Here is a 13,044-nt window from a genome sequence, read left to right as displayed (position 1 = left end):
ACTGGACGCCCCCGCCTGTGGCGTCTATATCGGCGCCCACACTCCGGCGTAGCTCAGCGGTAGAGCAGTTGACTGTTAATCAATTGGTCGTAGGTTCGATCCCTACCGCCGGAGCCAAAGATTTCAAGGACTCAGCGCTCGTTCGCTAGGTCCTTTTTTTCTTGTTGAATACGCTGTCGTCGCGAAGATACGCGCCCGTGCCGTATCTCGCCAAACCGACCAGAGCGCGACCTGCGTTTCCGCAATGTGATCGCAGCGGGGTTTTGGTGCATCGTGACAGATCTCGTCGTCCCGCATGATCAACTTGGTTCAATCCGTCGCCCGGCCAGATCGCAAAGGCAGTCGCCTGCGTCGTGAGGTTTGGGGCCAGATTTTCATACTATAGAGTATGTTTCACCGGTCTCCGGCAGCCGCGGCCGCAGCCGACAGTTGCGTTTCATGATCTCTGGTGCGGACGGCAACCAATCAGGACACGCACGAAAAAAAACGCGGCCCAAGAGGCCGCGTTTTCCTGAAAGGGTATTGTTGAGATCCGGATCAGAAATCGTCCCAGATCTTGGTCGCTTCGCTGCCACCACCGCTTGCGACTGCAGCCTGGCTGGGCTCCGGGGTGTAATCCCAATCCTCCCCATGCGCAGAGGGCGCTGTGTGCTGCTGTTCTTCGGCAGCTGGCACCAGAGGTTCCACATTGCGCGTGCCGGCGCCGAGTTTGAAATGTGACACCATTTCCGCGAGGTTGGTGGCATTTGCTTTCAGCATATGGCTTGCGGCGGTCGCTTCTTCGACCATTGCGGCGTTTTGCTGGGTCACCTGGTCCAGCTCGACCATGCCGCTGTTGATATCGCCAAGACCGGCCGACTGTTCACTTGCGCCCTGGGCGATGTCGGAAATCAGACCGGAGATCTGCGTGACCCGTTCGACGATATTGTGCAGGGCTTCGCCTGCCTTGCCGACCAGATCCACGCCGCGTTCGACCTGTTTGGAACTGTCGCCGATCAGGGTCTTGATTTCCATCGCCGCATCAGAGGACCGCTGGGCAAGCGCCCGCACCTCGGAAGCGACAACCGCAAAGCCACGGCCGGCTTCGCCCGCACGGGCCGCTTCGACGCCCGCGTTCAGGGCCAGCAGGTTGGTCTGGAACGCAATGTCATCAATCACACCAATGATCTGGGAGATATGGCTCGAGGATTGCTCGATCTCGGTCATTGCCGACACAGCGCTGTTGACAACGGTTCCGCTGTTCACCGCTTCGGATTTTGCCTCTTCCATGGTGTTGGCCACGCTGCTGGCCCCATCCGCAGCCTGACGCACGGAGGCGGTCAGCTCATCCAGAGCGGCAGCGGTTTCTTCCAGAGTTGCCGCCTGGCTTTCGGTGCGGCGCGCCAGATCGTCCGAAGCGGAACTGATCTCGGTCGAGCCGTTCTGAATGCTATCGGCGGCGTCGACCACGGCGGACACCGTGTCAAACAGGCGATTGACCAGCGCATTGAAGTCCGTGCGCAGCTTTTCGTAGTCTGCAGGGAAATCTTCGGTGATCTGCACGGTAAGGTCGCCGGTGGAGAGGTTGCCAAGCGCGTCGCTGAGCACTGTCACAACATGTTCCTGAGCGGCGTCCTGCTTGCGCTTTTCCTCTTCCATGCGTTGCTGTTCGGCTGTGGTGTCGCGGAAATCCACCAACGCTTTGCCAAGCGCACCGATTTCGTCCCGGCGGTCCGCTTCGGGGATATCCCGGGTGGTGTCACCATGTTGCAGCGCATCGATGTGGTTGACGACGTCGCTGATCGGACGCGAGACGGCAACCGCAATCATGTAGAAGATAACAGAGAAACCGGCAAAGATGGCAAATCCCAGACCCGCCGCAACCGTATTGGCGTGCATGATTTCATTGGCGATGATGGAGGTGTCCAACGCCCAAACCATGTTGCCGGCTTCTTCTCCTTCGAACAGGAGCGGTGTGCGGAAGTAGGTGAAGTCGCCATCCACCAGCCGGGTTTCCCCGGTTTCGAGCAACTCTTCTGCCTTCAGCGTCCAGGCTTCCTGCATTTCCTCGCCCTTGAAGGCTTCGGACAGCACGTCGCCGCTGCTGACGACACGCGCAAACACGAAGGTCTCGCGCTCGGCGAGGGAGGCCAGCGTGGTGTTGGCCAGTTCCTCGTCATAGTTCCATGCCGCGGTCGCAAGCGGTGCGGCAATATATGTTTCGGTCAGTTCGACCTGCTCCTCGAACCCGGTATAAAGCGCGGTCGAGAGGCGCTGTGCCCAGAACGTCGTGATAACGCCAATCATCATCAACAGACCAGCCATCCCGGGAAGCAGGATCTTCTGTTTCACTGGCATGTTCCGGAACCAAGACTTTAAGAACATGGTGTCCCTCCAAATCGTTCGGAGATACCATTGCGCAAGACACTTGTTATTTCGTTAAGTCGGGAGAGACCGCCGGCGCGATAAAGGGACCGCAAAATGCGGTATTTTAGTAAAACACGGATCCGCACCGCGCCTTGGGCCGCGCCTTGAAATGAGGCGCAATCACGCACGCATAAACCGCCTGCGAAGGCGGCTATTGTGTGCCCAAAACATTATGGAATTTTGGCTCCGGCGGTAGGGATCGAACCTACGACCAATTGATTAACAGTCAACTGCTCTACCGCTGAGCTACGCCGGAGTGTGAGGGCGGATATAGACGCCACAGACGGGGGCGTCCAGAGGAAAAAACGCGCTTGAAACCAGTTTTTTGTCGCGTGGTCCGGTCAAGTGCTGGCAGTCGCTCAGCGCATGCCGTTCCGACCGAACATATGCGGGCAAGTGATGGCGCCTCCTCGAAATTTCTGTCGCCGCCCGCCAATCCCATCACATCCTACGGATCGACCCGCATGTGGCTGTGCCTTGGGCACAACGCGCCATCAACACGACATCTAACGACCGACATAACGGTTCAGCAGACCGTCCGCGTTTTCCCAAGCCTGTCGCAACCCGTCCAGGTTCGGCATCGCGTTTGTATTGGCCTGTTCAATGGCCAGCATCGATGCACGCAGATCCGCAAATCCCAGCACCGCCGCAGACCCCGCCAGGCGATGCGCTTCCTGACGGTGGCCTTCTGTGAGTTCCGTGCTCTGCCCGAGCACCTCGTTGAGGCTCTGCATGTCGCTGCGGAACTCTGCCAGAAAATGTCGGGCCTTCTCCGGGCCAATGGCCTCGACGAACTGCGCAATATCCGAATCCTGGTCCGCCTGCGGCGGCGCTACAGCAGCGCCGCCCCCGCGCCGGGCCACTAGATCGGCCAGAGCAGCGCGGTTGATCGGCTTGGTCAGAACCTCGGCGAACCCGGCCTTGACGATCCGCGCGTGGTCCTCGGCCGCCGCATGCGCCGTCAACGCCACCAGATCGATCCCTTCTGCCAGCTTTTCCGCGCGCACCCGCCGCAGCACCTCCATGCCATCCACGTCCGGCATGCTGATATCGGACAGGATCAGATCGAAACGCTGCGCGGCGATCCGGTCAAGCCCCTCGGCGCCCCCGGCGGCTGAGACCACCTGATGCCCCAGATCGGTCAGCATCTTTTCCAGCAACAGCCGGTTGATGTCATTGTCCTCGATCACCAGCAGGCTCCGGGCCTCCTGCCCTGTTTGCGTATGCGCGACCTGGGCCGGTTCCGCCAGTTCCGCCGGAGGGAGCGGGATCGTAAAGGAGAAGATGCTGCCCTCGCCCGGTTCGCTTTCGCAGGAGATTTCGCCCCCCATCATCCGCACCAGCCGCTGCGAGATGGCGAGACCCAGGCCAGTGCCCTCGCTGCCGCGTTTGTAGCTGGGGTCGAGCATGATGAAGTCATCGAAGATGCGCTCCAGATCCTCCGGCGCGATCCCCTTGCCCGTATCTGCGACGCTGAACTCCACGACATCCGCCTCGCCACGCAGCACATCGACCGAGACTGCGCCATCTCGAGTGAATTTCAGCGCGTTCCCGATCAGATTCAGCAACACCTGCTGCAGCCCGCGGGTTCGCCCGCGCACCCCGGTTCGGTTGCCGATACTGCAAAACACGCTCAGCTCGTTGTTGTTGCGGGCCGCGTTGGCCTGCTGGCTGTCCACGATGCTGCCGACCAGTTCCTCAAGGTCAAAGACACGTTCCTGTTCCGGTTCGGCACCCGCTTCGAGGCGCGACAGCTCCAGCACATCGTTGACATGATGCAGCAGCAACTCACCGGACACCCGCATCGCCTGCAGATACCGTGCCTGCTCAGCCGAAGGGTTGCCATCCTCAAGAAGGTCAAGAGAGCCCAGGATACCCGTCAGCGGCGTGCGCATTTCATGGCTCATCACCGTCAGCAGCTTGTCCTTGGCCCGCTCGCCCGCCAGCGCGTCGTCGCGTGCCCGACGGAGTTCCTCTTCAGCCTGCAGGCGTGTTGAGATGTCGCGGATATAGCTCACCAGAACGGGGCTGCCGCCCGACCGGCTGATTGTCAGCGACACCTCTACCGGCAGTGCCTCGCCGGATTTGCGATAAGCGGTGAGCTGGATGCGTCCGTCACCGGCATCCGCGGCCACCGACGCCTGACCGATCAGGGTTGGATCAACGTCCACCAGCGTCTGGAAGGGGCGCCCCAGAGCCTCCTCCACCGTGTAATCGAACATGCGTTCCGCCGCGCCGTTCAAGGCGGTGATCCGCCCGTCTTCATCCGCCATCAGGATGGCGTCCAGCGAGGAGGTGACCATTGCCTCGGTGCGCGCGGCCTCTTGCGCCTGAAGATGGGCCAGCCGCTGCCCCCGCCGATAAAGAAACAATATCACCAGCGCCGTCAGGGTGAGCGCAAAGGTCAGCGTGATCACCACCACTGCCAGCCGAAGGAACAGCTGGTGCAACCGGCCGCGCTCGTCCCCGGCGGCGGCGGCCTGCAGCACCACGCCCATAAGGGCGAGATCGCGGACATCGTCGCCCTCGTCGCGGATCAACTGACGCAGCTCTGCCATGCGTGACAACAGGGTTTCATCCGCAGCATCGATCAGCGCCGCCTGCTCGTTCAACCCCTGACGCAGACCCTCAAGCAAATCACTGCCTTCCGGCGTCTCGCGAATACCCGCATAGGAGGAGCTTTCCCGAAAAGTGGCAATGCGGCTGTAATAGATGTCGAATTGACGGCGCAATGCGCGCAGGTCCGACGGGCCCTGAACACGCGCGGCGGCTCTTTGATATTTGAGAAAATCGACCTCGGCCTGCGACAAGGTCCATTGCAGGTTATCCGTTGCCGCGGATGACAGCGCCTCCAGCCGGGTCTGCACGTCCTTGCCCAGCCGAAAGGCCTGCACCGCCAGCAGCATCAGCACCACGGCAGCGCCGGTCAACAGCAGACGGTACAAAGTGTGGGCCGAGGGGCGGGTCACAGGCGAGAGCTCTCCCTATACTCCGCCGCATGTCGGGCGGGTCATTTCACGGTTATCCGATTCAACTGCCAGATGCTGCGGGAAAACACCTCTTCGGTACGGAATTCCGCGCCATCATCATAGGGGTAAATCACCCAGAGCGGCCCCTTGTCCCGCAGCGACATGGTTTCACCATTGCGCAGATAGGCAATGATCGGGCCACCGGGACGCACGTCGGACATCGGAATTTCCACGGCATAGTCGTTCACGGCCGCAGCTTCGAGGGTGCCGCTGTCGACCCCCACATGGGCCATCAGCCTGTCGAGAGGCACGCCCACGAATTCCTGCAGGCCGTCGCTCCAGATGGTGGTGGTTTCGATCTTGCGCTCCCCAACCGCGCGCAGGTCGGCGATCGAGAATTCATGACTGTCGCTGTCCGTGCGGAGCGTCAGCACGATATCATCCTCCGCGGCCGCCACCGGCAGGGAAACAGTGAGAGCAAACACCGCCATGAGGGCGGACAAAAGGCGTTTCATGAAGTGTCTCCTTACGCAAACCATACCCAGAGCGGGCGTGGGAGGATACTGGCACACCCCTGCCGCGAGGACATGAGCGCCTGTGTATAGTCTGCTAGACTTTCGTATAATATCGGTAAACTGCCGCACACAGGAGGCACCCGGTTGCCCCGGCCCGGACCTCTTGAGAGCGAATTAAACTCGACTCACCCGCCACAATTCAGCGGTTTTGGTGATTCAGGAGTTCGAAATGCAGAATACAAACACAACCGTTGAGTCAGAAAATGAGTCAGAAGTTGATAGATTCGAAACGTTTACGCCTGTAGGGTCAGATCAGAACAGTGAAAACAGGTTAAATGGCGATATGCGTATCCTTCTCGCAGACGATCATGACATGGTCCGTGACACCATCTCCGCTTATCTGACTTCGGAAGGCGGAGCAGAGATCACCACAACCACCGACCTGCCACGCGCCATGCAGGAACTCGAGGCAAACGGACCCTATGATCTGGTTCTGCTCGACTACAACATGCCGGGCATGAACGGGCTGGACGGGTTGCAGCGGGCGCTCAAGGCAAATGGCGGCCGGGGTGTCGCCATCCTCTCCGGCAGCGCGCCGACGCGCACCGCCCAGGAAGCGCTTGATGCAGGGGCGATCGGATTCCTGCCCAAGACGATGGGGGCGCAATCGCTTCTCAACGCCGTGCGTTTCATGAGTGCGGGCGAAATCTATGTCCCGGTCGAGCTGATGCGGCAAGAGGCAGCGGCCCCGGCCCATCCGCTGATTGCGCAGCTCAGCCCGCGCGAGGTCGAGGTGCTGAATGGTCTGTGCCGTGGCCAATCCAACAAGGAAATAGCCCGCGACCTGAACCTTCAGGAAGTCACCATCAAGCTGCATGTGCGCACGCTGTGCCGCAAGCTTGATGCCAAGAACCGCACCCAGGCGGCGCTCACCGCCAAGGAAGCCGGCCTGTTCTGATCGAAGGCGACGCGTTTGCGTCTCCTCTCGCACCCGCTATCGGCACACCGACATCCAGGCCCGATGAAACCCGCCCCTGCGCGCCCGCCTCTCGGGCCGGGGCGCGTTTTGCGTTCTGCGTCCATCCACAGGGATCGGTCTCGCCCTGCCCCCAGCGGGTGCCGGAAGCTTCCCCTCCGCGCCGTCAGAGGGCTTTGGCAGACCCAAACTCTGCACCGCCGGGCGTCCGCAACCAATCGCCCCGGATACTTCGGCCGCGCCCCGGTCGGCACCGCCGCGCCGGCTGATTTGACCCGGTGCCGATCCGATCACACTGCCCTTCCCGTCCTGTCGCGGAACGCCAGACAGGGACGCCTGAAACAAAAGAGACGCCCCGCGTGGGCGCGCGGGACGTCTGAGTGCCGTTGTTGCCTTGATCAGAGGGGGGGGAGTCAGGCAACTCCGGCGGGGGGAACAATTCCAGCGCGATCTGCGACATGCGCCGTGTCCGGCAGGGCGCTGACATGCAGCTGGATCAGTTGGAGCGGCGCCGATCCGGGGTTTTCGATCCGGCGCGAGCGACCGGCGGGCACGCGGGCGCTCTGGCTTTCCCAGACCAGGCGGACATGGTTGCCGAGGGTGATGAGGGCGGCTCCCTGCACCACAACCCAATGCTCGGCGGCCCCGTCTCCGGCGCAGAGCTCGACGCTTTCGCCCGGGTTGACCAGCAGGCGTTGCAGCGAGAACCCCGGCCCCATCGCCAGTGTCTCCTTGCGGCCCCAGTCATGCTCATCGCTGTGGGCACTCAGTGCATCGCCCGCCTCAGCCTCCACGAGGCTGGCGTAAACCGACATCATGTCCGCAGCGTGGGGATGCGCGCCTGCCGCCTGCCGTTCTGCGGCCAGGTCCGCCTCCCAGGCGGACAGGTCCTGCCCACCGGAGTGCCGTTCCGCGTCGCGATCCCGATCCCAGTCGGCATGCACGCTCCAGTCCACATCCAGCTGCACGGCCACGAGGTTATCCGCCTTCTGCGCCACCGCCCGTTCGAAGCTGAGCGTTTTGATCCGGCGATAGGTCCGATCCTCCAGCAGCGTCGCCTCGCCGATGCGGCTGGCACGCTGCGCCGCATTCTTCACGGCCAGGAAAATCCGGCTGGCATGGCGCTTGTAGGCAGCAAGCAAGGTATCCACACGTGCAACATAGATCCCCAACCCGCAGAGGTGATGGTTGCCGTGGAACAGGCCTGACAGCATCGGCTGCCGGTCCGAAGTGAGCACACGGTCCACCGATACCGGCGCCGAGGACCGCGGCGCGCTTGCGACTTCGAGCAGGCCGTGCCCCATGTAGGCGCGGCTGCGGCGCTGCCCCAGCATCACGATCTCGCCACGCTGGGCGGCGGGGATCGCATGGCACAGGGCGGTGTCCAGTTGCTGTGCATCCGCAAAATCGGCGCTGGCCGGGGCCACAACCACCAGCGCATGCGGCCGATCACGCAGCGCCATGAGCGCGCTCAGCACCGCCGCGGCCGGTTTGTGCTGCTCGGGTTCCAGGATCAGGCTGCTGCCGGCGACGCATTGCGCCTGACGTGTGGCCACGGTGGCGCAGTCCCGGGTCGCGACCACCAGCGGCGGCGCAAAGACATCCCCAGACAGGGCCGTCAACAGCCGCTCAAACCGGCTGGGCACCCCTGGGGCGTCTTCAAAGTGCAACGGGGTCATGTCAGACTCTGCAACGCTGGACGGAAGGGGCGTACCGGCGAGAATAATCGGGTGCAGCATGGGAACCTCGCTTGCTTGGTATATCATTGCATACAGTTTTAGACGAAGACGCGTCACAGACCTTCCTACCCAGACGTCGCTCTGCCCCTTGCGAAAGCATAGCGCTCCCCCTTTAGGATAGGTGGGAACCGCTCCGAGGGTCACAAATTTACTGAATTTATTGGTATCAGTCTTTGGCCGCGGAAATACTAACAGGCATTAACCATGATCTTTCCAACCAATTGGAATCATTAACCAAGATCAGATCTGCCGCCTGGTTTCTGATTCCGCGCCAGCTCCCGTCATGACGGTGCCGCCGAGTTCGGGGCTGACGTTCCCGCCCGGGTGCGTTAGGCTCAGCCGCATGAGCTCGATCACCTCCATTCGCAATCTCGGTCCCGCCTACGAACAGGCCTGTGCCCGCGCCGGCATTCACAGCGCCGAGGAACTGCGCGCCCTTGGGGCTGACGCGGCTTATGCAAAGATGCTGCAATCAGGCAGCAAGCCGCATTTCATCGGCTATTACGTTCTGGTGATGGCCCTGCAGGGGCGCCCCTGGAATGACTGCAAGGGCGACGAGAAGAAGGCGCTGCGCAAACGGTTCGACGCGATCAAGGCGCGCTCCTTCGACAGCGGGCAATCCGCCCTGGATGCGATATTGAACGAGATTGGCGTGGTGGAGCGGCGCCCGGGCTGAAGCGCATCCCGCAGGCACGCCCAGCCCTCTGGCCGGGTCTGCAGCTGTTGCCCCCTGCGTCCCCCTGCACCGTTGACCACTCTGCATAGCACGAGGGGACCGCTCTGCTGGGTATAAGAAAACCGCCACGCGTGGGCATGGCGGTTCTGTAGTACAGGGAATGGTTCAACGCTGAACCATTCCCTGTTGATAGTTTGATCGTTAAACGATCAGCCAACCAGCTCGATGCCGGAGAAGAAGTAGGCGATTTCCACAGCCGCGGTTTCCGGTGCGTCGGAACCGTGCACGGAGTTTTCACCCACGGATTCGGCAAATTCGGCACGGATGGTGCCGGGAGCCGCGTCCGCCGGGTTGGTGGCGCCCATGATTTCGCGGTTCTTCGCGATGGCGCCTTCGCCTTCGAGCACCTGCACAACCACCGGAGCGGAGGACATGAATTCGCACAGTTCGTCGTAGAAGGGACGCTCGGCGTGCACTTCGTAGAACTTGCCTGCCTGCGCTTTGGTCATGTGGATGCGCTTCTGCGCAACGATGCGCAGGCCGGCTTCTTCGAATTTGGCGTTGATCGCGCCGGTCAGGTTACGGCGGGTTGCATCGGGCTTGATGATCGAAAAGGTGCGTTCCAGTGCCATCAGGCGATCTCCTTGGGACATTCACGGGTCGATTAAGTGTCGCAGAGCCCGCCTGTGCGGACGCCGCAACGATCTGGCGCCGGGTAGCACGGCTGGTGCCGCATGGGAAGAGGGCTTGTCGCGCCGCAGGGGTGCAATTCGCCGCCCCGGTCAGGATTGGGCGGGTTCCAGCGGATCGGCGGCATCCACGGCCATCACGTAGAGCGCCGAGACCAGCGCCAGCAGACTGGCCGCCAGCATGATCCCCAGAACCATGAAAGGCGCATTGTCCGGCGCGACCAGAACCCCTGTCATGGACGTCAGCGCCGCGCCCAGCGCCACGGTGAGGGCCCCGGACAGCCCCGCCGCACTCCCGGCGAGCTCGGGACGCACCGACATCAGGCCCGCGCTGGCATTGGCAATGGTCAACCCGTTGCCCAGCCCGACGCAGATCGCAGACCCAAAGAAGACCCATTCGCTGCCCTGCCCGCTCCAGAACAGGCTCAGGCCCAGCGCCGGCCCAGCGCAGGAGATGACGCGCCCCACCAGCACCAGGGACAGCAGCCGGACCCGCTGCGCCAGCAGCCCGGTCACGAAATTCCCGGTCATGAAGCCCGCGGTGATAATGCCGATCCCCAGCCCCACCATGGCCGGGCTCAGATCGAACCAGGCCGCAGCCACCAGCGGCGCGCCGGTCACGAAAGAGTAGAACCCGCCGATTGAAAGGGCGACGCAGGCGGAGTAGCCCCAGAACCGGCGTGACGAGAACAGACGGGGATAGAGGCGCAGCTGCGAACGAAAGGTCGCGGAGCGGGTCGTATTGGTCTCTCCCATATCGGCCCAGGTGAACAGCATCACGCCACCGCCCAGCGCACAATAGAGCCAGAACCCCGCCCGCCAGCCAAACGCCATGTCGAGCGCCCCGCCGATCATCGGTCCCAGCATCGGCGCCAGCGCCATGATCATGCCCATATAGCCAAGTTTGCTTGCGGCGGCGCTGGGGGCATACATGTCGCGGATCACCGCACGCGACACCACCTGGCCGCTGATGATCGCCCCCTGCAACAGACGAAACCCCAGGAACACCCAGATGTTGCTCGCCAGTGCACACCCGGCAGAGGCCACCACAAAGAGACCGCAACAGACCAGCATCACGGGTCTGCGCCCGTATCTGTCGGAGAGCGGTCCCATCAGGATCTGCAACACCGCGGAGACAGCGAGATATCCGGCCACGGCGAGATTGGCGAGTGCGTAATCCGCGTCAAACGCCGCCGCGATCCCGGGCAGAGACGGCAGGAACATGTTCAGTGACAGCACCGACAGCGCGGTGCCGAACACAAGCGTCATCAAGGTCGGAGGCGATTGTGCCGCGCGCAGTTTCATGATGTGGTGTCCCGTCCTCCACAGGCCGGGCGCGAAGGCAGCCGGCGGCCGACGGTCAGTGAACCCCTAAACGCTCTCTGATACAAGGCAGGGATACAAGGCGGGTTCAGCGCAGCCGTGTGACCTCGACCGAGAGCGTGCCGGCGTTGTTGCGGTACATATGCCAGGCATCATTGGCGAACAGGTAGAAATAGCCGCTCTCGCTGGCCGTGAACGCGCCCTCCTGCGCCAGTTGGTGTATCTCGTGCGCGGCAACGCCCTCGCCATGCTCGCTGGCGCCCTGACCATTGGCCACCGCTCCGATCAGGGCGAACCACGGCGCGGTATCGACGCGGCGGGCAAAGATCACATCGGCCTTGGCCAGCCGCCTGATCCGGCGCAACCCGCGGCGCAGCGCTTCGGGGATGGTCGCCAGCAGATAGGCCAGCTTGCCCAGATGCGCCCCGGCGCGCGCGCCATCCGCAGTTGCGGGGATGGAGGCGTCCAGCCACTCCCCCCGTGCCCGTATCCTGTAGCGCCCGCCCGCCTCGATAAACAGGCCGGTGGCGTTCCAGTGCTGGCGCGCATGGGCGGCGACGGTTCGGGTCTGCCCCGGGTGCAGCACACAGGTGGGCCAGTAGCTGGCTTCTCCCGGCGGCGGGGTGCGGTGGCGGGCATAGACCGACGGGTCAAACCGGGTGCGGCTGCGCAGGTCGGATACCGTGGCAGCGTCCGGTGTCAGCTCCGGCACCGCGCGTGGACGGGTCGGCCGATAGAGAAACAGGCCGAGGCGGGACGTGTGCCGCCGCGCAAAGGCATCGGGCGCCAGTTGCCCCGGTGCAATCTCGCGCAGCCCGAGCCCCCGGGAGCGGGCTTCCGTCAGCATCCACTCCAGCGTCAGATCGCCCAGGCCGCAATCGGAATAGCTGCCCCCCACATCCCCGTGCACCCCCGGAAACCAGCGCTGCTCCACATCCTGACCCGGTGCCCAGCTGGTCCACAGAGTGGGCGTGAAATCATGACGCTGCTCGTCCATGCCCAGCGCGTGCCGGGCACATCGCACATTGCCGCCCAGCTCGGTGTCGCGAAACCCGTGTTTGCGCGGATCACCCAGCAGCAGCCGCAAAAGCCCCTTGTCATCGGGAATGCCCAGCGCCCCGACGGTGTCCCAGACCCCGATGAAGGCAAAGCCGACCTGCCCCGGGTCGTGAAAGCGCACCACCCCCAGGGGGCGCTCCTGCAACAGGGCGGCCTGCAAGGCGGTCTTTTCCGTTCCGGCCTTGCGTGATTGGTAGCGTTCCATCAGCCGGGTCACGACCTCCCAGGGGTCCTCATAGGGCGACAGGTGGTCCGGACGCAGATCGGCAAGCCCGACGTTGGACACCATGCCGGCAAGGCTGCGCACGGTGTAGGCGCCACGACTGAAGCCGAACAGAAAGATCTCGTCGCCGGGCGCATAGGTCTCCGCCAGGAATTTATAGGCGCTCATGATGTCATCTTCGAGCCGCAAGCCGATCGCCCCGCCGAGCATGCGACGAAAGATGCCCCCCGAGGTGCCGACCCCGGTACGGTAGTAGCCCAGCTGTTCGATACCGGCGTCGTCGCGCGCCGCCACCAGGGAATGCAGCTTGGCCACATTGGTCGGTGTCGGCGTACCGTCCTTGTGCTGGTCGGCGGTGTTCCAGGTGCCATCACAGCAGATAATCAATCGGCGCATCTCAAAATCCCCCCGCAGCCCGTCAATGCGGGTCCTGCCCCGCTCCGGCATGCTCAAATGCAACCTAGGGTAA

The 13,044-nt window shown here is 63.0% G+C and carries 9 protein-coding genes and 2 tRNA genes; 3 read left to right on the top strand and 8 right to left on the bottom strand.

Annotated elements, in window-relative coordinates; all coding sequences use genetic code 11:
* Positions 1-42: 42 nt before the first annotated feature.
* A tRNA-Asn gene (locus MHM88_RS00665) sits at positions 43-117 on the top strand.
* Positions 118-537: 420 nt separating this feature from the next.
* On the opposite strand, the gene MHM88_RS00660 is transcribed toward MHM88_RS00665, so the two are convergent.
* The 4 genes from MHM88_RS00660 to MHM88_RS00645 form a co-directional block, all read right to left on the bottom strand.
* A complete protein-coding gene (locus MHM88_RS00660) occupies positions 538-2,364 on the bottom strand; it encodes a methyl-accepting chemotaxis protein (protein ID WP_239359034.1) in 1,827 nt (608 codons plus the stop codon).
* Between the two features lie 223 nt (positions 2,365-2,587).
* A tRNA-Asn gene (locus tag MHM88_RS00655) sits at positions 2,588-2,662 on the bottom strand.
* Positions 2,663-2,912: 250 nt separating this feature from the next.
* Positions 2,913-5,375: an ATP-binding protein gene (locus MHM88_RS00650; RefSeq protein ID WP_239359024.1), complete on the bottom strand. Its 2,463-nt coding sequence runs from the start codon at positions 5,373-5,375 to the stop codon at positions 2,913-2,915.
* 41 nt (positions 5,376-5,416) lie between these two features.
* A complete protein-coding gene (locus MHM88_RS00645; protein WP_239321749.1) occupies positions 5,417-5,890 on the bottom strand; it encodes an oxidoreductase in 474 nt (157 codons plus the stop codon).
* A gap of 343 nt (positions 5,891-6,233) precedes the next feature.
* On the opposite strand from MHM88_RS00645, the gene MHM88_RS00640 reads away from it, so the two are divergent.
* Complete coding sequence (locus tag MHM88_RS00640; protein WP_239321751.1) at positions 6,234-6,848, top strand: response regulator transcription factor; 615 nt, start codon at positions 6,234-6,236, stop codon at positions 6,846-6,848.
* 431 nt (positions 6,849-7,279) lie between these two features.
* Here the strand turns inward: MHM88_RS00640 and MHM88_RS00635 are convergent, their stop codons facing one another.
* A complete protein-coding gene (locus MHM88_RS00635) occupies positions 7,280-8,545 on the bottom strand; it encodes a mannose-6-phosphate isomerase (protein WP_239359023.1) in 1,266 nt (421 codons plus the stop codon).
* 403 nt (positions 8,546-8,948) lie between these two features.
* Here MHM88_RS00635 and MHM88_RS00630 point away from each other — a divergent pair, with 403 nt between their 5' ends.
* A complete protein-coding gene (locus MHM88_RS00630) occupies positions 8,949-9,281 on the top strand; it encodes a TfoX/Sxy family protein (RefSeq protein WP_239359022.1) in 333 nt (110 codons plus the stop codon).
* 209 nt (positions 9,282-9,490) lie between these two features.
* Here MHM88_RS00630 and ndk read toward each other — a convergent pair whose 3' ends face one another.
* The 3 genes from ndk to MHM88_RS00615 all read right to left on the bottom strand — a co-directional run bounded on the left by ndk (position 9,491) and on the right by MHM88_RS00615 (position 12,971).
* Positions 9,491-9,913: a nucleoside-diphosphate kinase gene (ndk, locus tag MHM88_RS00625; protein WP_239321757.1), complete on the bottom strand. Its 423-nt coding sequence runs from the start codon at positions 9,911-9,913 to the stop codon at positions 9,491-9,493.
* A 150-nt stretch (positions 9,914-10,063) separates the two neighbouring features.
* Positions 10,064-11,275, bottom strand: a complete 1,212-nt coding sequence (locus MHM88_RS00620) for a multidrug effflux MFS transporter (RefSeq protein ID WP_239359021.1) — start codon at positions 11,273-11,275, stop codon at positions 10,064-10,066.
* Positions 11,276-11,381: 106 nt separating this feature from the next.
* Positions 11,382-12,971 carry a DUF2235 domain-containing protein gene (locus MHM88_RS00615; RefSeq protein WP_239359020.1) on the bottom strand — a complete coding sequence of 530 codons (1,590 nt, stop codon included), beginning with the start codon at positions 12,969-12,971 and terminating at the stop codon, positions 11,382-11,384.
* Between the last annotated feature and the right edge of the window lie 73 nt (positions 12,972-13,044).

Source organism: Epibacterium sp. MM17-32, assembly GCF_022348205.1.
GTDB lineage: Bacteria > Pseudomonadota > Alphaproteobacteria > Rhodobacterales > Rhodobacteraceae > Epibacterium.
The sequence above is the reverse complement of the archived record's forward strand: the minus strand, read 5'-3'. Positions and strand labels throughout refer to the sequence as shown.